Consider the following 22629-nt stretch of genomic DNA (forward strand, 5'->3'; position numbering starts at 1 on the left):
GCAGAGGCGCCGCGGTGCGCGTATTGCAGAAGCAGCTCGCCCCGCTGAAATCCGGCGAGTCGCATCTCCTCGACCGCCTGTCCTATGTCAGCGCCGCGGCGCGCATCGCCGACTCTCTTGAGCGGGACGCACTGGTAGCTCCGCTGGAGGGGACGGTCATCCCGTTGCCGCACCAGCTACTCGCCCTGCAGCGCGCCATCTCCGGCGACCGCATCCGTTACTTGCTGGCGGATGAGGTGGGTCTCGGCAAGACGATCGAGGCTGGTATGATCCTGCGCGAACTCAAGATTCGCGGTCTTGTGCGGAGAATCCTTGTCGTAGCGCCTGCCGGATTGGTGTTGCAGTGGCAATCGGAAATGGAGAGCCACTTCAACGAGGATTTCCGGCTAATCCTGCCGAGCAGCCTAAGTGCGCTCCGCCAGGCGGGCGCCATCGATGAGGGCGAGAACGTGTGGCGCATGCACAATCAGGTGATCTGCCCGCTCGACTCGGTAAAGCCGATCGACTCCAGGCGCGGCTGGAGCCAAGAACAGCTCGCCCGCTACAATCGCGAACGCTTTGAAGATCTGATCTCGGCCGGATGGGACATGATCATCATCGATGAAGCCCATCGCATTGGCGGCAGCACCGAGCAGGTCGCCCGCTTCAAGCTCGGAGACGCACTTTCGCAGGCGGCACCCTATCTGCTGCTGCTGTCGGCGACGCCGCACCAGGGGAAATCGGACGCCTTTCGCCGACTGATCGGTTTTCTCGACGCCGACGCTCTTCCCGGCGACGACGCGATTTCGCGCGAAGCCGTCGCGCCCTTCGTCATCCGCACCGAAAAGCGCCGCGCGATCGACGCCGACGGGAACCCACTCTTCAAGCCGCGTTTCACACAGCTGGTGCCGATCGAATGGGGCACGGCGCATGCCGAACAGCGCACGCTTTATGACGCTGTGACTGAGTACGTACGTGACGGCTACAACCGCGCTAAGAAGGAAAAGCAGACGGCCGTCGGCTTTCTGATGATCCTCGTGCAGCGACTAATCACATCCAGCACGGCGGCGATTCGCACGTCTCTGGAACGAAGGTTGACAGTTCTCGACTTGCCGCAGGCGCAGCTTTCTTTGTTTCCAGAGGATGTCGGTGAGGAGTGGTCCTCGCTCGATGGTCAGCAGCAACTCGACACCATCCTCAAGACGCGCCTGAAGGGTCTCAAGGACGAACGCAAAGAGGTCGAGCTTCTGTTGTCAGCGGCCCGCCGCTGCGAAGCCGGCGGACCCGACGTCAAAGCCGAGGCGCTGCTTGAACGCATTCAGCAGCAACAGCGCGAGGAGAATGATCCGACCCTGAAGGTGCTGATCTTCACGGAATTCGTCCCGACGCAGCTGATGCTCGCCGACTTCCTGGACCATCGCGGTTTCACCGTCGTCTCGCTCAACGGCGCGATGGATTTAAAGGAACGGCGGCAAGCACAGCGCCGCTTCGCCGCTGACGCACAGATTATGATTTCCACCGATGCCGGTGGCGAAGGCCTGAACCTGCAATTCTGCCACGTGATTGTGAACTACGACCTTCCCTGGAACCCGATGAGGATCGAGCAGAGGATCGGCCGCGTCGATCGTATCGGTCAGAAGCACATCGTGCGGGCGTTGAACTTCGCGCTGGAAGGAACTGTCGAACTTCGCGTGCGCGACGTCTTAGAAGAAAAGCTCGCGCGGATCCTTGAGGAGTTCGGCGTCGACAAGCTTGCCGATGTGCTCGACTCCGAAGAGGGTGGCGTTCCCTTCGAGGAGCTCTTCGCGCAGGCGATCGTCGCCCCCGAGGAAGCCGAGCGGCGCGCATCAGCCTTGGCGGACGAAATCCGCCTGCGTGCGGAAGAGGCCCGAGCAGGCTCAAGCCTGCTCAGTCCAACGGAGCGGCTGGACCCTTCGGCAGCGCAGAAGATCGCCAGCCATCAGATGCCATATTGGACCGAGCGGCTGACCCTCGGCTATCTACGCAGTCAGCAGGTCGCGGGCGCCTCCGTCAAACCAGCGGCCATCGGCCACTACCTTCGCTGGCCCGATGGGCAGACGTCCCTCTCGGCCGTGTTCAGTCGCGACGATGCAGAGCGGCCGGGCACCAATCTGATTTCGCTCGAAGACGAGCGTGTTCGTGGCCTCATAGCGAACTTACCCATCTTTGCACCGGGCCAGCCAATACCCGCGATCGTCATCCCGGGCGTCTCTGACAAGACAAATGGATTCTGGTCCTTGTGGCGGATCAGCCTGCACACCTCCGGCGGGAGAGAGCAACGATTCCTTGCGATTTTTGTTGCAGAGGATGGCCGCGTGTTCGCCCCCACGGCGCGCACCATCTGGGAGCGCCTGATCGAACTTCCCAACGGCCTGAGCCATGCGGGTGAAGAAATTGCGGGCTCCAACGCCACCGATGCGTTCGATGCCAGCCGCAGCGCAGCTGAGGCGCAGGGCGCGGCTGTCTTTGAAGATCTGGCCGCAGCTCATCAAATGAGTATTGTGCGCGAACGCAAGAAGGGCATGCACGCATTCTCATCGCGCCGCCGCGCGATCGAGCGTCTCGGTCTACCTCAGGTGCGCGCTCACCGCCTGCGGCTCTTGAACGACGAAGAGCAGGCTTGGTCGCGTGATCTTGCCAAGCGGGAAACCGCCCTGCCCGATCTTGCGGCCGTTCTTGTGATCCGCGTGACGCCGATCGGAGCCGGCGCATGAGCAGCACGTTGAACAGTGGCACTTGGCGCGAGCCGATTCTAGCGCAGTTCAGCCGTGACATCGCCGGTGTCTCGCGTTTGACCGTTGTAGCGGATCCCGACGAGCTATTGACCGAGCAAGGCATTGTGGACGGAATCCGCCAGCGCGGATTCGAGATCGTGCCATTCGAGGATCATGTCGCGTTTCGTTACGCCTATGAGCGGCGCTTTCGGGAGGTTTGGGACAATGGAAGCGACACGAATCTCGTCGTCGTCCTGCGAGCGCCACGGTCGGATATCAGCGGACTCCCGTTCGATCTGCTGAAGCAGGCAGAACGCGATCGGCGCTTGCTTTCGTTTAGTCTTGCCGAGCTGTTTCCTTCGCTAGCCCCTCATGTCCTTTCTGAACTCGATCGAATTGAGCTTGATGCGGTCTCGGCCGCCCAACAGCTCTTCAAACCAGAACCGATGGGCGAGAACGCCACCCGGGACTTTCTTCTTCGAAACGTGTTTCGACTCGATCCGGCGCAAATCCAAAGCGATGCAGACCTCCTCCGAGCCCTATTAGGACGACACTACAGCGGCAAGACTATTCCAAAGTCGTTGGACGATCGATTGATCCATCTCCTGCGCGCCACCGGACGATGGCACGATTGGCCGCTCGACCAGATTGTGGCGAGCCGGGCACACTTTCTGGAGTTCCTGCAAGAGAGGTGGTCGATCTTTGTCAAGGGTCACCTGGCCTCGAAAGAGGGCGGACTGCACGAAGAGCCAGAGCCTTACGATTTGCGATTCTCAGGCCCGACGCATCTTCCATTCGACCACAACGATGTTCGGGTCTACTTGGACAATCTCTTCACCGATGGCCTGCTCATTCCGACCAACAGCATCTCGCGATCGCTTGTCGAAGGGACTTGGATGGCGGTGGGCGTAGCGGGATCGCAGCTCGCCGACAACACGTCGCGCTTTCGAAAGCTCCTGGAGCTGCTTCACTCTAATCAACCATCGACGAGCAGCGACCATCACACATGGGTCCAGGCGGCATCACGGTGGGCCGAGGTTGTGGCCTTGCGCTGGTCTCTTCCAGGCGACGTGGCGCCCGAGGACAAGGATCGCTTCAACGCGGCCCAACAGCTGCTGGAGCAGAGCTTCTACGAATGGATGGGCGCACATTTCGCGTCTCTTCACAGCCTTTCTTATCTGCCGCGGCCTGTCATGGTCCATCAGATACCGAAATACATGGCCCACCGGCTCAACGTGAAGGGGAGCGCTGCGAAGCTGGCCATTGTCGTCGTTGACGGTCTGGCTCTGGACCAGTGGACAGTGGTGCGTCAGGAAATGCCGCCTCGGAAATGGGTGATGGAGGAATTTGGGGCCTTCGCATGGGTGCCCACACTGACATCGGTTTCGCGCCAATCGATCTTTGCCGGCGATCCGCCTTTCTTTTTTGGCCAGAGTCTCGATACGACAAGGAAGGAAGAGCAGCACTGGTCGCGGTTTTGGGAGGATCGCGGTCTTCGGAAAGACGAGACCGTTTACGCCTGCCAGGGGACCCTGGAAGATGACGATGTCTTCATCGCCAAGTTGAGCGGCAAGCTCGCCGCGCCTCGCTGTCGCATCGCAGGTATCGTGGTCGGAACGGTCGATCAGATGCTTCACGGCATCGTCACCGGCACCGATGGCATGCATGCCGGGGTGCGTCATTGGGCAAAGAGAGGCGCTCTGTGGCGTCTCCTGGACACCTTGCTTGATTGCGGCTTTGAAGTGGTTCTCACTGCCGATCATGGGAATGTGGAAGGTATCGGGATAGGTAAGCCCAACGTTGGCGTAACGGCTGACGAGCGTGGCGAGAGGGTTCACGTGTTCCCGGACGTGCTGCTGCGATCAAACATCGCGGCGCAATATCCGGGTGCTCTGGAGTGGCCAAGCGTCGGGCTACCTGAAGACTATCTCGCCTTGATAGCTCCATCGCTACGCGCCTTTATCAGCGAGGGAAGAAGAACGGTGGCGCATGGCGGAATCAGCATCGAGGAAGTCATCGTGCCCTTTGTGACGGTGGCTAGATCAGTATGAGTACCGGAAGAAGAACTACGATCGGCTTTGATCGAACGATAAACCTGGAATGGCTTGATATTGCCGCCGCGCGGATCTTGAGGCGCGAGCCGCCGTCGGAAATACGGAAGGCCCTGTGGGATTTTCTCGAAGATCTCGTTCCAGGTAACACGAACAGCAGTGGGCGCGGAAAAACCCTCACGGTCTTAACCCGCATCTGGCTAACGGTCCCGGATCAAATCGAACCGTTGCGCACCAGTGCTATCAAGCGCCTGGCGTCGGCAAATGGCGACAACCGCGTGGCTGTTCACTGGGCTATGGTTATTGCCACGCATCCGTTCTTCTTCGACGTCGCCACGCACGTCGGAAAGCTTCTCGCGCTCCATAGTCAAGCCCACAGAACTCAGATCAAGCGCCGGATGGCGGAATCCTGGGGTGATCGCTCAACGTTGGAGCGAGCAATCCAACATGTACTCAAGTCGATGGCTCAGTGGGGGGTGCTGCATACGGGCTCGGAAAAGGGGTCGCTGGTAGTCGCCCGCAATCCGATTCACGTCTCCGATGAAATCGCCGAGCTACTGGTGCACGGGATTATGCTAAGCCGAGGACGCGGCATGCCATTTTCACAATTGGTCAGACACCCCGCCCTATTTCCGTTCAAGCTGCAGCTGAACACCGTTACACTCAGAAAGCATTCATACCTTCGCCTTCAACGTCAAGGCGATCAAACTGACTTTGTTGAACTAGATTGAAGCGAACGAACCAAGCGGGTCACGGCGAGTCTATGATCATTGCGGATTTTACATCGCATTTTGATTTGAGCTATACTTATTTGCCAACACTCGTTTCCGAGTGCTCCACGCTCTCCTTTGCCGGAAACAGCCTCGCCCTTTGCTCGGCAGGCGTCGGATTCAGATACTTCATCAAAACCGCCACCGTTTTGTGACCGCTCTGCTGCATCAGCGTCTTCAGATCGGCACCTCCCGCCGCCATCCTCGACAATGCTTCGTGTCGGAGATCGTGAATTCTCAGGTCTTTACACCCTGCCCTGACCCGGACCTCATTCCGCCAAGCATCCTTTGCGACCCAGGCCGTGAACCGGAAGACCTTGCTGTCGGCAGGCTCTCCGTCGGTCAGGTCGAGCAGACCGGCATAGGCTCGATCCGAAAGCGCGACGTGCCGTGCGCTGCCGTTCTTTGAGTCGGGGATGTAGACAAATCCGTACTCCCGTCGGATCCAGGCGCATTCGATCGAGATGGCCTCTCCAAGTCGCATTCCAGTGTCAAGGAGCAGCGGAAAGAGTGCGCGCCACTGCCGGCGGGTCGGGTCGACTGAAAGCCCTTCGATGGCCTTCGTGATGGCCTCTTCCTCTCCCTCGAGGAGCCGCCGTTCACGGTGCCCGGTGGGCTGCGGCACGCCTCGCCGACGCTTCCGAAGCGAAGCGATCGGATTGGTGATGTCCACGGACTTTTCGTGAATCAGCCACTCGTAGACGGCCGAGATGGTGTTGAGGTTATTCCTGATCGTGGATGCCGACTTCCCAGCCTCGCTGCGGGCATCGCGGAAGTCCACAAAGTCCGACACGGTCAGATCCCGGATGCGCTTTTTAGCGAAGTCCTCCCGGCCCAACATCTGAAGCATTGCGGATTCCTGCGACGCCCCCTTCTTCTCGGGCGTGACCTTAACGCGATAGGCGTCCAGCGCCTCTGCAAAGGGCTTTTCGGGCCATCCAAGCGGTCCGTAGTTCTTTGGCTCGAGCCGATGATCGCGCCAAATGCCGAGTTTCATTTCCGACTCGGTCTTATTGAGCCAAAGCTTGGCGTCGGATTTGAGCGCGAACGTTTGTGTGACGGACGAACCCCAAGCAGGTCCCTGAAAAGTATCCGGCAGCCGGGCCGTTGCGGTCCATTTGCCGTTACGCTTACTCAAACTCGACATGACTAATTTCCGATCCAATCTGCAACAATTCGGCAACGAGGCTCCGGAAAATGCTAAAGGCGCCGTGAAATCAACGTCAAGAGCGGTTCAAAAACCGGTGTGCCCGCAAGGTTAACTGCAGCTGAAGCGTCGGCGGCGGCGATTCCAAGAAACTAGGTGGCCCTCTGCGATCGGCCTACAGCTTCCGGATTGGCCTAAGAAAGCCTGCGGCGAGACGAATTTGACGCCGTAAAGGTGCTTTTGACTGCACTCCAGACCGTATTTTGTTTCTTGAAAGCACTATTCTTGAATGTGCAGATGAAGGACTTATGCTTTTAAAGGCACCATAACCATTTTACGGTTTCATTAACGGCACATGGCAAACAAGAACCCGCTCCTGCAAGCTCCGCCCTACTCGGTCGAACAGGCACTCAAGCGCCTGGGCGAGAACCTGCGCGTTGCCCGCATTCGGCGCCGGATCACGATCGAAGAGGCCGCCGAAAAGATCGGGACCGGCCGCCGCGCCGTCATGGAGGCCGAGAAGGGAAAAGCATCGACTGCCTCCGGCGTCTACGTCGCCCTGCTATGGGCCTACGACCTGCTCGGCCCATTCAGCGATCTCGCCAATCCTGCGACCGACGAGCAAGGGCTGGCGCTAGCGTCGCTCAAGGAGAAGACCCGCGTGCGCAAGAGCAAGGGGCTGAGCGGTGATTTCTAAGGCGTCCGCAGAGTGCTTCGTCTACATCACCCTGCCCGGCGAAACGTCGGCGGTGACCGCGGGCAAGTTCGTGCTGAGCCAAAACGCACGCAACGACGCGTTCGGGCAGTTCGTCTACCGCGGAAAGTATCTCGATGATCCACGCGCCGTTGAGATCGATCCGGTCGAACTCAAGCTGTCCAAGCGCACCTACGAAACCGTTCGGCTCAACGGCATGTTCGGGGCGCTGCGCGACGCCGGCCCCGATTATTGGGGCCGGCGCGTCATCGAAAAGCATGCAGGCAAGGCGCCACTCGGCGAACTCGATTACCTGCTGGAATCACCCGACGACCGTGCGGGCGCGCTCGGCTTCGGCCTCAACACGGAACCTCCGGCGCCCAAGCGCAAATTCAACCAGACGATCGATCTCGAGAAGCTGCAAGCCTTGGCGGAAGCTCTGGTCAAGGACGACCTGCCCAACGATCCGCGAGCGCAGCAGGTGCAGGATTTGATGCTGCTCGGCACCTCGATGGGCGGCGCGCGACCCAAGGCAGTGGTGCAAGCCGACGGCGCGCTGTGGGTGGCGAAATTCAATCGATCGGACGATAGCTGGAACAACACGCGCGTCGAGTATGCCATGCTGCGCCTCGCGCGCGAATGCGGGCTCGTGACAGCCGAAAGCCGGCTCGAGACAGTGGGCGGCAAGGACGTTCTTCTCGTCAAGCGCTTCGACCGTGAGAAGACAACCAAGGGCTACACGCGGGCGCGCATGGTCAGCGGCCTGACTATTCTGCGCGCCGACGAAGCGCCGGAGGCACGACAGAACTGGTCTTATCCCGTTTTGGTCGAAGAGATGCGCCGCATCGTCGAAGAGCCCAAGAAGGACGCCAAGGAGCTATTCCGCCGCGTCTGTTTCAACGCACTGATCTCCAACACCGACGATCATCCGCGCAATCACGCCATCATCGCCAAGGAGACAAGCTGGAAGCTGTCTCCAGCCTACGACCTCACGCCCTCGACACCCATCAGCCTCGAGCGCCGTGACCTCGCGCTCGATTGCGGCGATCAGGGGCGCTACGCCAACGCCAAGAACATCCTGTCGCAGCACGCACGGTTTCTGCTCGAACTTTCCGAAGCCGAGAAGATTGTGAACGACATAAGAGCTCAGGTGGAAGGAACGTGGTACGACACAATGCGCGCTCACGGTGTGTCAGAACAAGACGCTGAAAGACTCCGCAGTGCCTTTGTGTATCCGGGGTTTTCGCTCTGACAAGGCGTATCGGCTGCCAAGAGAAGTAATGCTGCCACCCCAGATTAGGCGAGGAGACAACGCTTTCGTCGCTCTGGAAGAGCTCTCAATTCTTCAGCTTGTGACCCTAGCGGACTCAACCCAATGACCGTCGTTCGGCCCCACTGCTAAGCTTATCTGACGCTGCTGGGCATTCTAGTAAAAGAGGAACGGAAATCAGCAAGAATCTATGTCGACAGACCGGTTCAATCCGTCGCGTTCTGACCGCCAAGAAAAAGACATATTCCAAACCCCTCACATGCTGAAGTGCCTGAGTATGCCGGCAGCCGGGCAAGATCGGCACTACATGATTCACGATCAGCGCGACGTGCCGGCCGCGCTCTGGGAGCAGGCAGAAAGAACAGTTCACCGTTGTTACTTATGTATCAACTACTGACATTCTCGGCATCATCACGACTGAGCCGGAAGATAACACTAAGCACCTTGACATCAAATATTCTAACGTGCTTCACTCTCAATTCAACTAAAAATTGAAAATATACCAAGGAACGGACTGTAATGGCGCCTGCAATGAGAGGATGCGCACATGACACAGGACACGGTCGTTGGAACTCTGAAAGACGCACTCCTAAGTATTGGTAGCGACGACCTCGGCTCTCTTAAGAAGTACTTCCGGGACGAAGCAACATTCTTTGTGCCCGGCGGGCCCTATAGAATCGAGAGTCTTGAGTCATATTTCAACTGCGTAACAATTCCGACAAGAGAGATCGGACTGGCTGTTATCAACGTTGATATACGTCAGGCCATAGTTACGACGCTGGGAGACAACAGCACCCTGATATCTTTTCACTACGCGCGGCACGTATCCAACGCTGGCAGTGTCGTTGGAGCTAGTGGTCGAGGAACCGTCATCCTCGACAATGAAAAGATAATTCACCTCCATCTGGAGGACAACGTCGCAAGAAGCCCAATACAAGCCGCGCAAGGCATGGAAAGCGGACGTTCAATGTTAAGCTCAGCCGCAGCGAAAATGTACGCTTGGGGAAGCTCCCCCGAAATGGAAGCGTGATCGACAAAGGCTCGATCTATCGAGCAGAGGAAATCTCGCGACAATTCACGGCGGTGTCGCGGGAAGAACTGAAGGCTGTTCGAGCACATGTTCCGCGATGCACTTCTTGGCATCTATTACCAGAAGTCTCTACATCCACCATATACTTCGACACGCCGGACGGCAATTACGCCAAACAAGGGCTTTCCATTCGAGTAGTAGACCGGCTCAATGTTCGCGACGAATTTGCAGCTCTCATTCTTAAAGAAACCGTGAGAGATGGTCGCTGTCATATCCACCGTAAGGAGTTGGGCATCAGGATTCCGTTTTCTGCGAGCCACAACCAAGTGTCGGAAATCCGGATTGATGAGTTACTGAGGAACTACCTTCCGGCAACCATTCACTTGAAGCCGGATCGGCTTGTTGCGAAAGCGAATTGCATTCAGAGAAGGGCAAAGCGACTGTTACAGACGAAGTTTGAGATAGCGGTGAACGTTAGCTACGACGATGCGGAATGGTGTGACGTTCGAACCAATCTCAAAATCGGCGCTTCGTACTATGTTGGAGCTGAAGTCAACCTGCTCTGTGATCGCGAGAAAGACTTAAAGAACATTAAGTTGAAATGTGCCGGATTGGCGCTCGACGACGTTGCGGAATGCATAGCAAGCAGATTCCCGTCGTTACGTGAACTTGGCCCTAAGTACAATCATTGGATATCTTAATGAGGGTTGTTCTCACGACCATTGTTGCAAAGGGGTATACTGCACCGCCCTACGGGATAATGGCTCTCGCGGCATACGTTCGTACAAATTGCGCTGACCTTGACGATAATGTTGAAGTCATCCCGCTTCCATTCTCTTTCACCACATCCGCAAGACACATTGCTTTGCACTTGAAGGCAAGGCATCCGGATGTCGTCGGCATTAGCTGCTATGCCTGGAATTACCTGGAGTCGATCGAGCTCGCCAAATCTCTAAGAGGCTTTGATCCGAATGTATTCATCGTGATTGGCGGTCCACAGGTGTCGCCGGACGACGACAAACTTATAGACCTAGAAGCTCGGGGCATCGTCAACTGTCTAGTGCTAGGAGACGGCGAAACCGCCTTGCGACAAATTCTCTCTGGCTTAATCGACGCACGAAGTTGCATGGCATCAGAAGCGATACCCATTCGAGGCTGGATAAACGGAGGTTCTGTCGACCTGAACTGCCTGCCACTTCCGTATGAAGCCCTCAATTCGTTGAGAGCAGATCTGAGACGAACGAAGCTCGCCTTCGTGCAGACGACGCGCGGCTGTCCTTACAGCTGCAGTTTCTGCGATCAAGCACTTCGTAAGGTTCGAATGAGGGACGCCGAAAGAGTGAAAAGGGATCTTGCGTTTCTTCATCAAAATGGCGCCCGCAGGGTAATATTCTTTGATTCGACCTTCAACCTCAAAAGATCCAGAACCTTAGATATACTAGATTATGTAAAGTACAACTTGCCTGGACTATCGATACATATCTCGATTAAGCCAGAAATCCTCTCAGACGAAGAAATCGTCTCTATTTCAAATCTTGATGGGACAACCGTTGAGATCGGGATTCAGACTGCTGAAAGGCGTACACTTAAAGACATCAAAAGAAGCTCTAAGATTGATGAAATTGGGCACAACGTTAATTCGCTCTGGCGCGCTGGCGTCCATGTGATTTTGCATACGATATATGGTCTTCCGGGAGAAGGCTTAGCTGAGTGGAAAGAGTCGTTGGATTATTGCTACAGCCTCGGGGACGTTGATATTACCGCCTTCTGGATGAAGATATTACCAAATACAAGAGTGCGCCAAGAGGAACGGCGTTCGGATTACCGATATTCGGAAGCCAATAGCTTCTCAATTACAAGTAGCGATCGCTTTACTCGCGAAGAACTTGCTCTCGCGAAGAGGATGACTCAATTTATGAACTCAATGCACGCCCTTCAACCAAGTGATCGTTCGCGTTTACGAAAGAGCATTGAAACTACTCATGAGGGAAAGCTATCGAATTTTCTCCAAAGCAGATTGAGCTAGATCGCAACCTTTCTGAGGCCCGTATCGACGTGAAGCACTCATCCGAACGATTGACGGAGTGCGACGATGATCTTAAACGCGAGCTATTTCTGTACGGAAGAGACCTCGACTGTGGAAACGTAGCCGATAAATATAAATCCATCTATTGCGAGAGAAGTATCGCCTCGCTTGAACAAGCATCTAGCTTCTGTGGACAACTTTCACGCGCTTCTTACTTGATCAAATATCGCATCTGCTCCGAGCTATTTTCATGGTGGATCTACGAAGGTCAGCACTCAGAATGGAGCGCGCCCCATGAGCGTTTGGCTACTTTAACGCGGACCGCGACAAGAAGCATCAAGGCGCAATTTGAAGCCATGAACGCTGGAGTTCGCGGCGACGTCTTTATCCGGAAGGCCAGCATTGGCGATCAACTAGTTAATATCTACACCTATTCCAGAGAAGCATATGATAGAACTATGTCCAGAGATGGTCGGTTAGTGGCTCCTAGCGTATTAGAAGTGAACAACACCAAGTCAAACGGGCTTCGAGGTGGTTGTTCTTATCTTTACGTTGTCTCTCCGGAATTGAAGCTGTTTGCATGCAGTAAGCCGATGTTCGACTCTCAGCTAATTTCCGGATTGGAGTATCGGGGAGTTGCCGTGAAGCACCCAATGATCGCGCAGTTCTCGGATCTTTCTGTTCTGTGCGCTGGCGACTTTCGGCTAATCAAATCGAATTCCGGTGTAGTTCTTGGAGTGTTTGCCACTCGTGCTTCTGGGCATTACAGACCAGGTATCGATAGTTCATCCGCCTTGCGAGTTGTCTTTCAAGCTGCGTTCGCCCTTGGCCATCGAGAGCGCATACTTGTGGTTGGCGAATAGCCCTTCGAGTAGTGGATCGGTTAAACTGGAACTCGACACAGCGCGGTCTAGGCTCAGCGCCCAATCGTCAAAATGGTGCTCCAGTTCTTCGAAGTTTTGCTGATCGATGTCGAGGCGCAAGGAGAGCCCCTGCGCGCTCAGAAGACGTGTAGTTAAATCGCTTTCTGATGACGAAAAAGATTGGCATTTTCGCTCCAGTCTGCAACAATACTGCAACAATAACCACGAAACGCCAAAAGCCTCAATTTAATCAACGATAAACACCGGTCTTGAAAACCGGCGTGGGTGCAAGCCCACAGTGGGTTCGAATCCCACCCCTTCCGCCATAAACCGTTGACCTAAGTGCAAAACTCACGGGCGGGCAGACGTTTTGCAACCATAAGGTAGAGTCGGCTTCAGTCTGCGACATGCGAATCGACCTCATTCGTGTCGGCACTGACAATCAGGCCGTACATCACGGCGGCGCGGCCGCCACCGCGGTCGGAGCCGCGGAATTGCCCGGAATTCCGGCCGAGCGCGATCCCGCGCAGCGCCCGTTCTGCGCGATTGGACAGGCAGATGCGGCCGTCTTCGAGGAAGCTGGTAAGGCGGTCCAGCGCCTGGGCATGTCGTCCATCGTCTTGGCGACATCGTGGCCGCACGACAGCTTAGCTAGACTAGTCTAGCGCGCTATTCGCGCATCCCGCTCCCCAGACCGGCGACCAGCGGCGCGCTCAACTCCTGCGCACGGCCCGGCGCCGTTTCGGTGTCTCGCCGTTCACCAGATGCCCTGCGCATGCGCACCGGCAATTGTTCGACCGCAAATGTTTTGTCGAGATAATCGCCGGCGCTGCTAGTCGGCGATCGCGCGACCGCGTAGTAATCGCCATTTCCGACAATCGCCTCGGCATCCGACAGGCCCGACGCATGATCGACGAAAAGGCGATGGCACGCGAGCGCTGCTCGCAGCGCAGGGACCATTCCCGGCTGGTCCTCCAACAAAGGATCCGCATTCGCAGCCACATTCTTGCGTCCGCGCCGCATCGCGTGCGCTGGCCTCATGTCGAATTCATCGCGGCAACTTCGCGCCGACACCGACGAACTCCTTGCTGATGATTTTCTCCAAAGCATGCGTTGGCGACAGCCTCACGCAATGTTCGCGTGAGACTGAAGGCTAGATATCGGGCCCATCTGATCCTGCTGCACCGGGCCCTTTTCAACCGACGGGAGCTTGCCTGCCTTGCAAGGCGGAAACCAGCAAACACAAAGCCATGGAATTGAACTCTCTAACTGATCGCCGCGGATCCCTCCGCACTTTTGTTGTCCTGGAGTCTCACTATGTCGACCGCTGACATCCTGCCATTTTTCCGAGCGTGGATTCGCAATCCGCTGCGCGTCGCCGCTGTCGCCCCGTCGGGCTCGGCCGTTTCCTCACTGATGGTTCAGGGGATCACGTCCACGACCGGCCCCGTTATCGAGCTCGGCCCCGGAACCGGCGTGTTCACCCGCGCTCTACTGGAGCGCGGCGTCAGGCAACAGGATCTGACACTTGTCGAGTACGGCTCCGAATTCATCCCGCTGCTGCAGCGTCGCTTTCCCGGAGCTCGCGTACTGTGGATGGATGCGGCCTGGCTGCATCGAGAACGGCTGTTCGAGGGGGCCCCGGTTGGTGCCGTCGTCAGCGGGCTCGGGCTGCTGACGATGCCGCAAGAGAAGGTCGTCGCGATCCTCCACGGCGCGTTCTCCTATCTCCGCCCGGGCGGCGCCTTCTATCAGATCACCTACGGCCCGCATTGTCCCGTGGCCGATGCGATCCTGGATCGTCTCGGCCTGCAAGCAACCTGCATCGGGAAGACCTTTCGCAATCTGCCGCCGGCTTCCGTCTACCGGATCAGCCGCTGCCCCATACGTTGATTGAGGCACCATGGACACGTCGAACACAATCACGCTCTTTCTCAGCTTCGGCCTGGTGGGAGTTGGCTGCCTGGCGGTAGCCGAGAAGTTCATCCCGCTGTTTCCGTCGTACGTCCTGCTGATGCTGCTTGGCCTGACGGTCACCGACGGCACGATGCTCGCCATGACCATCGGGGCGTCGAGCACCGGATCGCTTCTCGGGGCGATCGGCTGGTACGGTATCGGCCGTGCGTTCGGCTCACAACGCATCGAGCGGCTGGTGACACGCTATGGAAAGTACGTGTCGCTGCGCCTCTCGCTCTATCGCCGTCTTAGCGACGCTTATCGCGGCAATCATTTCTGGGTGACGGTGATCGGCCAGACGCTGCCGGTGGTGCGGATCTATCTGGCTTTGCCGGCCGGTGTCCTGCGATTGGAGCCGCGCGCCTTCATCGCGGCCGCCGCGATCGGCACCTTGCTCTGGAACACGCCGTTTCTCACGCTGGGCTATGCGCTCCGCGGCAGCGGCTACGATCCCGTCAGCATCGGCTTCTGGGTCGCGATGGCTGTGATCACCATCGAGGCCACGATCATCCTGGGGCTCCGCCTCTACAAGCAGTCGATCGCGTCGCCGCGTCCGGCGCTGCCGCGTGCAGTCGCTGCGCCAGTGAACGCGGAGGATTTTGCATGAGTGGACCGTTTTCCCGTTTCAAACCCGGCTCTCACGCGATCGAGCATCTGCTGGCCGCGGTCCTGACCTTGCTCGCCAGCCTTCAGTTCGGCGTCGCGGCGTCCGATGGCCGGCATCGTGGCGCCCATCTCGCGCTGCTCGTCGTCGCCGTCGGCGTCTATTGGCATCGCTCGATCTTCAGACGGCGCGCCAGTCGTGACGTGACCAAAGCCATCGCAGATCTGGCTGAAGCAGCGGCGGTTACTCTTCTGCGCGAGCGCCACGATGGCGGTCGGCCGGCGCAGCACACAGACGTAGCCGGCTCGTCGCCGCAAGATGTCGTCAAGGTCAGGAGCCTGTTCATCTCCGACGTCCATCTCGGGACCAAAGGGTGCCAGGCCGATCGGCTGATCGACTTTCTCCGCCACCACGACGCCGAAACCCTGTATCTGGTCGGCGACATCGTTGATGGCTGGTGTCTCAGGTCGAACTGGTATTGGCCGACAGCGCACAATGCGGTCGCGCTGGAACTGGTCGAACTCGCGCGTCGTGGCAAGCGCCTCGTTTATGTTGCCGGCAATCACGACGAGTTCGCGCGCGACTATGTCGGCTCGGCCGTTGGCGGCCTCGAAGTGGTCGACTACGTGATCCACCGCGGCCTCGATGGACGGGACTATCTCATTGTCCATGGCGATCATTTCGATCTCGTCGTGCGTCACGCCCGCTGGCTCGCGTTGCTCGGCGATGCCGGCTATCGTGCAGCGTTGGCCTCTAACGTCTGGTTGAACATGGTCAGGAGCCGGTTCGGGCTTGCCTATTGGTCGTTCTCATCCTGGGCGAAACTGCGGGTCAAGAATGCGGTCAACCACATTGGCCGTTTCGAGGAGGTGCTGTCGTCGGAAGCGGCGCGCCACCAGGCCCAGGGCGTGATCTGCGGCCACATCCATCACGCAGCCATGCATGACGATTTCGGCGTTCGCTACATCAACACCGGCGACTGGGTGGAGTCCTGCACCGGGGTCGTCGAGCATCATGACGGTCGCTTCGAGATCGTCAGGTGGACCGAGGCACTCCCGCACCAGATGCCGGTCGACGCGAATATGGTGCCATTCGCAAGAGCGGTGGCGTGATGCGTGTGCTTGTCGCAACCGACGCCTGGCGTCCGCAGGTCAACGGCGTGGTTCGTTCGCTCGAATATCTCGCCAGCGAAGCGCCCTCCCTCGGAGCTGATATCGGCTTCCTGACGCCGAGCGATTTTCGCACCCTGCCGCTGCCCGGCTACCGGGAGATCCACCTTGCGCTTGCCTCGGTGCGGCGGATCGAGCGCGAGATCACCAGGATACGTCCGGACTCGGTACACATTGCGACCGAAGGGCCGATCGGGTGGATCACGCGCTACGTTTGCCGGACGCGCGGTTATCCGTTTACGACCAGCTATCACACGCGCTTTCCCGAATATCTGGCCGCGCGGTGGCCGGTGCCGGTGAAGTGGGGCTATGCGGCGTTGCGCCGCTTCCACAACAGCGCTGACGGCACCATGGTCGGCTCGCCGACGCTGGAGCGAGCGCTGAAGGCGCATGGCTTTCGCAATTTGATGCCGTGGTCGCGCGGTGTCGATGCCGAGCTGTTTCGTCCGCAAAGCGCGCGGCCGCTGGCCTTTCCGGCGCCCGTGTTCCTGTACGTCGGCCGCGTCGCGGTCGAGAAGAACCTCGACGCCTTCCTCGATCTCGAGTTGCCGGGTTCGAAGATCGTGGTCGGCGACGGGCCGTCGCGCGCCACCCTGCAATCGAGATATCCGCGAGCCCACTTTCTCGGCACGCGGACCGGACATGCACTTGCTGACGTCTACGCGTCGGCAGATGTTTTCGTCTTCCCAAGCCTGACCGATACGTTTGGGATGGTGATCCTCGAGGCTCTGGCTTGCGGTCTGCCGGTCGCGGCTTTCCCGGTGATGGGACCGCTCGACGTGATCGGCAAGTCGGGCTGCGGCTGTCTTGATGCCGACCTGCGCAGAGCCGCGTTGGCTGCACTGCAAGTGCGGCGTGAAGAATGCCGGGCGCACGCCCTGACCTTCACTTGGCGCGAGAGCGCGCGGCAGTTTCTTGACAATATCAGACGAGCGCACGGTATTTCGGCTGAGGGTTCACAGCCGTTATGTGCGAACGCGCACTGACCGGCCCAGCCTACTCGACTACCGAATCGCGCTCCGAAGTTCAGTTGACCACGCAGGCACGCGACGAAGCGTTGCGGAGTCTCAAGGACAATCCGGAGCTAACCGGCCAGAGCGATGAAGCGTCGCGCCGCCTGTATTATCTGCACGAGCGCGACGAGGCGTTGCCGCTGCAGCAGATGCGTCTTGACCATCTGGTGGCGCCCGTTTTCGGCGCCGGATGAGCCGTTTCCGCGCTGCGCAAGGTTGACGCAATGTTCGCCGGATAAACCGAATCTCGATGAGGTCGGAAGGGTTCTGCTGTGCGTGTGCTCCTGGTGGAGGACGAGCCTGAAATGGCGGCCGCGCTGGCCGGCGCCCTGCGGAACCACGACATGGTCGTCGATCGGGTTGCGACGCTCGGTCTGGCCAGCGAGGCTCTGATCGACAATAGCTACAATGCGATTCTGCTCGACCGCCAACTGCCCGACGGCGATGGGCTCTCGCTCATCCCCACGCTGAGAGCGAAGGGCTTGATGACCCCTATCATCGTGCTGACGGCGCGCGGCGACCTCGCCGAGCGCGTCGCGGGACTGGATAGCGGAGCCGACGACTATTTGGGCAAGCCATTTGCAATCGCAGAGTTGCTGGCCCGATTGCGCGCGGTGCTGCGCCGGCCAAGCGATCTGTCGGAGGAGATCCTCAAGCTAGGCCGCATTTGCTTCGACGGCGCCCATCGCCAGGCCAGCGTCGCTGGCGTGGATCTCAACCTGCCGCGGCGCGAACTGCTGGTGCTCGAGGCGCTGCTGCGACGATCCGGTCGCACCGTCGCACGCGACGCGCTGGTCCAAGCAGTCTACGGCTTCGAAGACGAAATCCAGTCGAATGCGCTGGACACCCATATCTCACGGCTACGCCGGAAACTGATCGACGCCGACGCCGGCGTCGAGATCCACACCGTTCGCGGCATCGGCTATCTGATCAACCGGTTGCCATGACCACGGCTCCGCGCACGTCGCTGCGATGGTTGTTGGTCCACCGCCTCGTCGCGCTGCAGGCGATGATGCTCGCGATCCTGACGGTGGTGTGGATCGGCGGGCTGTGGGCGGGCGGCTTCGTGGTGCCGCCCGAGCCTGAAGATCAAACCATCGATGCGATCAAGGATGCGGTTGCGCGTGATGAATCGGGCGGACTGATCCTCCGACAGACGCCGACCTTAGCAAGACAATCCGCTGCGATGCCCGAGCTATGGTTTCTGGTCAGAGACAAATCCGGACATTCGATCTCGCGCGGCGAGGTGCCGGCTGAATTTGCCCGGATTGGCGATGCCCTCGACGCGGTCGGACAGGCCCGCCTCGGCTGGACTACTGGCGATGCGCCACGCGGCGGGGCACGGATGCGGTGGGTCGACGCGCCTGGCGGCCCACTCCAGATTCTCGCCGGTGCCGGCGGCAAGCTACCCTGGCATCGGTTCGCCAGCGTTGTCGCCGCGTTGATGGCCAGCATCATTCTTCCGGTCACCGTCGTGATGTCACTGGCCACGTTGATCGCGACGCCGATGGTGGTACGCCGCTCGTTGGCCGGACTCGCCACTGCCGCGGCGGAGGCTGAGGCGATCGACATCGACCGGCGTGGCACTCAGCTTTCCCTCGATCTGGTGCCGAGCGAAATTGTGCCGTTGGTGCGCGCCGTCAACGATGCGTTGCGGCGCCTCGACGAAGGATTCGAACGTCGCGAGTTGTTTCTGGCGAACGCCGCCCATGAAGTGCGAACGCCGATTGCGATCCTGCAGACCCGTCTCGAGGCTCTTGATCCCGGGCCGCAAACGACGCGGCTGCTGGAGGACGTGAAGCGGCTATCGACCCTCGCCGATCAACTCCTGGACGTCGAACGCCTTGGGCAAACCGCATCGCCCTGGGTTGCCATCGACCTTGTCGACATCGCCCGTCGCACCACCGCGGACCTCGCCCCGCTCGCCATCGCTGCCGGCTACGAGATCGAGTTCGACAATACAATCGACGTGCTCACGATGCCGGGTGACGAAGGTGCCCTGGAGCGCGCGATTGCCAATCTCATTCAGAATGCAATCCAATACGGCGGCCGCCGCGGCCGCATCCTGGTTCGCGTCAGCACATCGGAGCTGTGCGTGATCGATGAGGGGCCGGGCGTGCCGAGCGGGGATCGCGAGCGCGTGTTCGAGCCGTTCTATCGTGTGAGTCCAGGCACCCGCGGCACCGGACTTGGTCTCAATCTGGTTCGCGAAATCGCGCGGTTGCATGGCGGGCGTGTCGAAATCAAAGATAGTCCCACAGGGGCTCATGTCGCGATCATGTTCGGCGCACGCTCTCGGCACCGGTAAGTGCGCGATCGCCGCGTCACCGGTCAGAGCCGGCCCCTCCTCCACCTCATGCCCATCAGCTTGCGTCGTCGATAATCTGGAAGGCACTGCAGGTACATGCCCTCCACCGCTCACTCCCCCACAGCGTCAAGGGCGTCGGCGAAGGCGGCGCCATCGCGCCGCGGGTGGTGATCGCCAACGCGCTGTCGGACGCGTTCGCGCATCCGAACGTCGCGTTCAACGCGACGCCGATCAAGCCCGAGCAGATCGCTCAGGCGGTCATGAAACAGCGCCGCATTCCGATGCCGCGATCATCACGCCCGACCTTGCTTACCGCCACTGCTTCTCCTCGTTGACCCACTGCGAACCAGGTAACGCACCGTCCTTGATGAAAGCATCAACAACGTTCGACAATATTCGTGAAACATTGTTGTCGAAGCCGTTGATCGGCAGCGCCTGGCCGAACGCGACCGATCCGGCCGAGAACACGGCGCCGTCGTTAGGCGCGGTGAAATACGCCATGTCGGCGCGGATGCGGTAGTCGTAGGATCCCGACATGCCCTCGAAGGCGTAGTGGACCACCTCGGGATTGAGCAGATAGTTATCGATGTGGCCGCCCGAGGAGGCGATCAGCTTGACGTGCGGCGGCGTGCCGAGGCTCGGATCGCAACGGTCGATAGCGATGCCGGCGGCGCCACCATAGGCCAGGCCGGAATCGCCGATCACCTCGCCGCTGACGCCCTTGGTCAGCCAGGTCACCGTGCGGTGATAGCTGTCCGGCATGCGGCGATAAAATTCGCTCTTGCCATAGCCCTCCGAGATGAAGCCGACGCCGACCATTTTCTGCGCCGGCCGCCCCTGCCCGCGCCAGGCGCCGCCCTTTTGGCCGTTGCTGGCCATGTAGTATTCGCCGGGCCGCGCGTCCCAGGTCTTCCAGGCCGGACCGTATTTGCGGCACTCCATCACCCAGGGCTCGTCCGCCCGGAACGCGACGCTCCAGTGATAGCCGTTGCCGCCCATGTAGATGTAGCGGCCGCCCGCGGCGATGTAGTCCTCGGTCGCATCGAGCATGCGCTCGGAATAATACTCCGGGTGCGTTCCGGTCATCACGCAGGTGTAGGGCTGCAGGGCGTCGAGGCCATCACGTTCGAGATCCTCGTCGGTCAGCACGTCGTAAGCGTAGCCGCGATGTTCCAGCCAGGCGATGATCGACAGGTCGGCCGGGAACTGCCAGGCGACGTTCGGCCCGGCCGCACGATGCTTCGGCCGCATGTTGAGGATCGGGCGGCGAGACGACGAGTAGCAGACGCCCTGCCGGTCACTCCAATGATCGCAGGCCGACAGGCCGAACTCGTCGCGGCCGCCGAGCTCCACATCGACCGCCGACAATACCGGCGTCATGCCGGTCACGGACTGCGTCATCGACGCCTCGAAGCTTTGACGGTCGTTGGCATAGCCGATGTAGCTGGCGGTCGGAAACAGGAACGCGAGCCGGCTGGTCGGCGTCTTCGGCCGCACGAAAAACGGGATGTAGTCTTCCGCCACCCCATCGTCGCCGCGCGCCCGCAGCCGCATCGCATAGGCGCCGCTGCGCAGATCGGCAGGCAGCTTCACCAGGCGTGCGCTCGGCCAGTTACAGTCGGTCAGCGCGTCGGCATGAAATTCGATGCCGCCATATTCCTGCGGCGCCAGCCGGAAGCAGTCGTTGCGGCCGCTCCAATTCCAGCCGGTCTGGCCGCGCACCGGCCGGTTATGGCCGTTCGCATTCAGCTTCCACGGCCCGACATCGATCACCACATCGCCGATTCCGGCGTCCGAATAGCCGAGCGACGTGTCCCAATAGGCAAGCAGATGATCCGGCGGCGGTTGGCCGCCCTTGCGGATCGCGTCGAGTTCGTCGCGACCGAGTGTACGGCCGATCAGGCCGGGCCGGTCGATCTTGCCACTGTACAGCTCTGAAACGGCCGCGCCGCGCTTCGCCGGGCCGAGCCAGGCGCCGGCGATCAGGAACGCGGTGTCGGCGCGCTGCTTCGGCCGCGTCGGCATCGCTTTCGTCACATGGCTGCGATAGTCCAGCACCGCGACACGGCTGAGCAGGCTGTTGTATCGATTGATCACCGCCTCCTGGTAGATGCTCGCCTGCCCGCTCTGCGCATCAAACGCGGCCGCGACCAGATACCAGATATCCGGCCGTAGCGCCGTCTCGGCGACGACGGACGCGACATTCACCTGATCGCCGAGCACGAATTCGAGATGGCCGTCCGCCGTAATGCCGAGGCCGTAGCCCGCGCGGCCCGCAATGTCCCAACGGCCGAGCAGCGTCTGACGGCTTTCCGCCTTCGGCTTCGTCGGACAGATGAAGGCGAACACCGTGAAGCTGCCGTCCGGCGCGAGCTTGGCTTGCGGGTCGTCGACTTGCAGATAGGACCCCAGTTGCGTCACCTGCTCGCCCACCACCCAGCCGCCGTTCGCCTCGCAATCCACCTCCTGCTCGATGAAGCCCGGGCCGGCGGGATGCTGGTCGCCGTGAATCAAGCGCACAAGCTGAGCGGTGGCTTTCATCGTGCCTTCGGCATGGACAAAAACATCGAGGGTCTCGCCGGGCTTGACCGACAGCCGGTCCGTATAGCCGAACAGCTTGGGCATCGTCATTCACCACCCCCGCTCGGCTCTTCCATCAGGCTCTGTACGTTGCGCAGAAAGATCGCGTGCTCAGCTTCGGCCTGCGACCGATACAGCGTCTCATCGATCGACTTGGGCGGCACGCCCCGTTTGCCCGACAACAGCACCAGCCGATAGGCTTCGAACGGCGTCACCACCATGATGGCGTGGCGGCCAGCGAGCGGCCGCCGACGAAAGTAAGCGAGCAGCCGCTCCAGCGGCTCGCTGTGCTGGCCGATCGGCGAGCGTCTGTGCTCTTCGATCACGCGCGGCGACACCAGCGTCTTGAGGAATTCGCGCTGCTTTGTCTCGTAACGAAGGCGCCGGATCTCTGCCCGGTCCTGCGTGTCGATGACTGCGTTCATGAGCGTCAC

The 22629-nt window shown here is 59.7% G+C and carries 20 protein-coding genes and 2 pseudogenes; 16 read left to right on the top strand and 6 right to left on the bottom strand.

The annotated features are described in order from the left end of the window. Positions 1 to 23 precede the first annotated feature (23 nt). From D4Q52_RS06715 to D4Q52_RS06725, 3 genes are read left to right on the top strand one after another with little or no spacing between them, the layout of a single operon-like run. The gene (locus D4Q52_RS06715) at positions 24 to 2714 is read left to right on the top strand and encodes a DEAD/DEAH box helicase (RefSeq protein WP_425328456.1); all 2691 of its coding nucleotides are present in this window, start codon (positions 24 to 26) and stop codon (positions 2712 to 2714) included. Continuing rightward, a complete protein-coding gene (gene pglZ, locus D4Q52_RS06720) occupies positions 2711 to 4765 on the top strand; it encodes a BREX-3 system phosphatase PglZ (RefSeq protein ID WP_119855773.1) in 2055 nt (684 codons plus the stop codon). Before D4Q52_RS06715 ends, pglZ begins: the two co-directional genes overlap by 4 nt. Then, positions 4762 to 5496 carry a hypothetical protein gene (locus tag D4Q52_RS06725; RefSeq protein ID WP_119855774.1) on the top strand — a complete coding sequence of 245 codons (735 nt, stop codon included), beginning with the start codon at positions 4762 to 4764 and terminating at the stop codon, positions 5494 to 5496. Before pglZ ends, D4Q52_RS06725 begins: the two co-directional genes overlap by 4 nt. A 76-nt stretch (positions 5497 to 5572) precedes the next feature. Here the strand turns inward: D4Q52_RS06725 and D4Q52_RS06730 are convergent, their stop codons facing one another. Continuing rightward, complete coding sequence (locus D4Q52_RS06730; protein WP_119855775.1) at positions 5573 to 6682, bottom strand: tyrosine-type recombinase/integrase; 1110 nt, start codon at positions 6680 to 6682, stop codon at positions 5573 to 5575. A gap of 355 nt (positions 6683 to 7037) precedes the next feature. Here D4Q52_RS06730 and D4Q52_RS06735 point away from each other — a divergent pair, with 355 nt between their 5' ends. From D4Q52_RS06735 to D4Q52_RS06750, 5 genes are all read left to right on the top strand, one after another. Further along, the gene (locus D4Q52_RS06735) at positions 7038 to 7379 is read left to right on the top strand and encodes a helix-turn-helix domain-containing protein (RefSeq protein ID WP_119855776.1); all 342 of its coding nucleotides are present in this window, start codon (positions 7038 to 7040) and stop codon (positions 7377 to 7379) included. Then, complete coding sequence (locus tag D4Q52_RS06740) at positions 7369 to 8628, top strand: type II toxin-antitoxin system HipA family toxin (protein ID WP_119855777.1); 1260 nt, start codon at positions 7369 to 7371, stop codon at positions 8626 to 8628. Before D4Q52_RS06735 ends, D4Q52_RS06740 begins: the two co-directional genes overlap by 11 nt. 565 nt (positions 8629 to 9193) lie before the next feature. Next, positions 9194 to 9676 carry a hypothetical protein gene (locus D4Q52_RS26195; RefSeq protein WP_147407768.1) on the top strand — a complete coding sequence of 161 codons (483 nt, stop codon included), beginning with the start codon at positions 9194 to 9196 and terminating at the stop codon, positions 9674 to 9676. Further along, complete coding sequence (locus D4Q52_RS26200) at positions 9673 to 10377, top strand: hypothetical protein (RefSeq protein ID WP_147407769.1); 705 nt, start codon at positions 9673 to 9675, stop codon at positions 10375 to 10377. Before D4Q52_RS26195 ends, D4Q52_RS26200 begins: the two co-directional genes overlap by 4 nt. Next, complete coding sequence (locus D4Q52_RS06750; protein WP_119855779.1) at positions 10377 to 11702, top strand: B12-binding domain-containing radical SAM protein; 1326 nt, start codon at positions 10377 to 10379, stop codon at positions 11700 to 11702. Before D4Q52_RS26200 ends, D4Q52_RS06750 begins: the two co-directional genes overlap by 1 nt. A gap of 785 nt (positions 11703 to 12487) precedes the next feature. Here the strand turns inward: D4Q52_RS06750 and D4Q52_RS06755 are convergent. The 3 genes and pseudogenes from D4Q52_RS06755 to D4Q52_RS26735 all read right to left on the bottom strand — a co-directional run bounded on the left by D4Q52_RS06755 (position 12488) and on the right by D4Q52_RS26735 (position 13639). Continuing rightward, a complete protein-coding gene (locus tag D4Q52_RS06755) occupies positions 12488 to 12685 on the bottom strand; it encodes a hypothetical protein (protein ID WP_119855780.1) in 198 nt (65 codons plus the stop codon). A gap of 293 nt (positions 12686 to 12978) precedes the next feature. Further along, positions 12979 to 13226, bottom strand: a pseudogene (locus D4Q52_RS06760) (IS66 family transposase); the annotation flags it as partial. A gap of 8 nt (positions 13227 to 13234) precedes the next feature. Beyond that, the gene (locus D4Q52_RS26735) at positions 13235 to 13639 is read right to left on the bottom strand and encodes a hypothetical protein (RefSeq protein WP_147407770.1); all 405 of its coding nucleotides are present in this window, start codon (positions 13637 to 13639) and stop codon (positions 13235 to 13237) included. A 243-nt stretch (positions 13640 to 13882) separates the two neighbouring features. On the opposite strand from D4Q52_RS26735, the gene D4Q52_RS06770 reads away from it, so the two are divergent. The 8 genes and pseudogenes from D4Q52_RS06770 to D4Q52_RS26440 all read left to right on the top strand — a co-directional run bounded on the left by D4Q52_RS06770 (position 13883) and on the right by D4Q52_RS26440 (position 19950). Further along, positions 13883 to 14458 carry a class I SAM-dependent methyltransferase gene (locus D4Q52_RS06770; protein WP_119855783.1) on the top strand — a complete coding sequence of 192 codons (576 nt, stop codon included), beginning with the start codon at positions 13883 to 13885 and terminating at the stop codon, positions 14456 to 14458. A 10-nt stretch (positions 14459 to 14468) separates the two neighbouring features. After that, positions 14469 to 15128, top strand: coding sequence for a DedA family protein (locus tag D4Q52_RS06775; protein ID WP_119855784.1), 660 nt, complete (start codon positions 14469 to 14471; stop codon positions 15126 to 15128). A gap of 335 nt (positions 15129 to 15463) precedes the next feature. After that, positions 15464 to 16237, top strand: a complete 774-nt coding sequence (locus D4Q52_RS06780; RefSeq protein WP_234831113.1) for a UDP-2,3-diacylglucosamine diphosphatase — start codon at positions 15464 to 15466, stop codon at positions 16235 to 16237. After that, positions 16237 to 17280 (top strand): glycosyltransferase family 4 protein, encoded by a 1044-nt coding sequence (locus D4Q52_RS06785; protein WP_119855785.1) that lies wholly within the window; start codon positions 16237 to 16239, stop codon positions 17278 to 17280. The genes D4Q52_RS06780 and D4Q52_RS06785 overlap by 1 nt, the downstream gene beginning before the upstream one ends. A 41-nt stretch (positions 17281 to 17321) precedes the next feature. Then, positions 17322 to 17501 (top strand): annotated as a pseudogene (locus D4Q52_RS06790) (hypothetical protein); the annotation flags it as partial. A gap of 78 nt (positions 17502 to 17579) precedes the next feature. Beyond that, a complete protein-coding gene (locus tag D4Q52_RS06795) occupies positions 17580 to 18254 on the top strand; it encodes a response regulator transcription factor (RefSeq protein WP_119855786.1) in 675 nt (224 codons plus the stop codon). Continuing rightward, positions 18251 to 19615: a sensor histidine kinase gene (locus D4Q52_RS06800; RefSeq protein WP_119855787.1), complete on the top strand. Its 1365-nt coding sequence runs from the start codon at positions 18251 to 18253 to the stop codon at positions 19613 to 19615. Before D4Q52_RS06795 ends, D4Q52_RS06800 begins: the two co-directional genes overlap by 4 nt. A gap of 164 nt (positions 19616 to 19779) precedes the next feature. Further along, positions 19780 to 19950: a hypothetical protein gene (locus D4Q52_RS26440; RefSeq protein WP_182915250.1), complete on the top strand. Its 171-nt coding sequence runs from the start codon at positions 19780 to 19782 to the stop codon at positions 19948 to 19950. Here the strand turns inward: D4Q52_RS26440 and D4Q52_RS06805 are convergent. Together D4Q52_RS06805 and D4Q52_RS06810 are read right to left on the bottom strand one after the other, a co-directional pair. After that, positions 19925 to 22246, bottom strand: a complete 2322-nt coding sequence (locus D4Q52_RS06805) for a N,N-dimethylformamidase beta subunit family domain-containing protein (RefSeq protein ID WP_119855788.1) — start codon at positions 22244 to 22246, stop codon at positions 19925 to 19927. The two genes, D4Q52_RS26440 and D4Q52_RS06805, sit on opposite strands and share 26 nt — an antisense overlap. Further along, complete coding sequence (locus D4Q52_RS06810; RefSeq protein WP_119855789.1) at positions 22243 to 22620, bottom strand: hypothetical protein; 378 nt, start codon at positions 22618 to 22620, stop codon at positions 22243 to 22245. The genes D4Q52_RS06805 and D4Q52_RS06810 overlap by 4 nt, the downstream gene beginning before the upstream one ends. Between the last annotated feature and the right edge of the window lie 9 nt (positions 22621 to 22629).

It is taken from the genome of Rhodopseudomonas palustris, assembly GCF_003591005.1.
Classification (GTDB): domain Bacteria; phylum Pseudomonadota; class Alphaproteobacteria; order Rhizobiales; family Xanthobacteraceae; genus Rhodopseudomonas; species Rhodopseudomonas palustris_K.

Coding starts and splice junctions, on each gene's coding strand:
- pglZ (WP_119855773.1), top strand. CDS start 2,711: ATGAGCAGCACGTTGAACAGTGGCACTTGGCGCGAGCCGATTCTAGCG.
- D4Q52_RS06725 (WP_119855774.1), top strand. CDS start 4,762: ATGAGTACCGGAAGAAGAACTACGATCGGCTTTGATCGAACGATAAAC.
- D4Q52_RS06730 (WP_119855775.1), bottom strand. CDS start 6,682: ATGTCGAGTTTGAGTAAGCGTAACGGCAAATGGACCGCAACGGCCCGG.
- D4Q52_RS06735 (WP_119855776.1), top strand. CDS start 7,038: ATGGCAAACAAGAACCCGCTCCTGCAAGCTCCGCCCTACTCGGTCGAA.
- D4Q52_RS26195 (WP_147407768.1), top strand. CDS start 9,194: ATGACACAGGACACGGTCGTTGGAACTCTGAAAGACGCACTCCTAAGT.
- D4Q52_RS06750 (WP_119855779.1), top strand. CDS start 10,377: ATGAGGGTTGTTCTCACGACCATTGTTGCAAAGGGGTATACTGCACCG.
- D4Q52_RS06770 (WP_119855783.1), top strand. CDS start 13,883: ATGTCGACCGCTGACATCCTGCCATTTTTCCGAGCGTGGATTCGCAAT.
- D4Q52_RS06775 (WP_119855784.1), top strand. CDS start 14,469: ATGGACACGTCGAACACAATCACGCTCTTTCTCAGCTTCGGCCTGGTG.
- D4Q52_RS06785 (WP_119855785.1), top strand. CDS start 16,237: ATGCGTGTGCTTGTCGCAACCGACGCCTGGCGTCCGCAGGTCAACGGC.
- D4Q52_RS06800 (WP_119855787.1), top strand. CDS start 18,251: ATGACCACGGCTCCGCGCACGTCGCTGCGATGGTTGTTGGTCCACCGC.
- D4Q52_RS06805 (WP_119855788.1), bottom strand. CDS start 22,246: ATGACGATGCCCAAGCTGTTCGGCTATACGGACCGGCTGTCGGTCAAG.
- D4Q52_RS06810 (WP_119855789.1), bottom strand. CDS start 22,620: ATGAACGCAGTCATCGACACGCAGGACCGGGCAGAGATCCGGCGCCTT.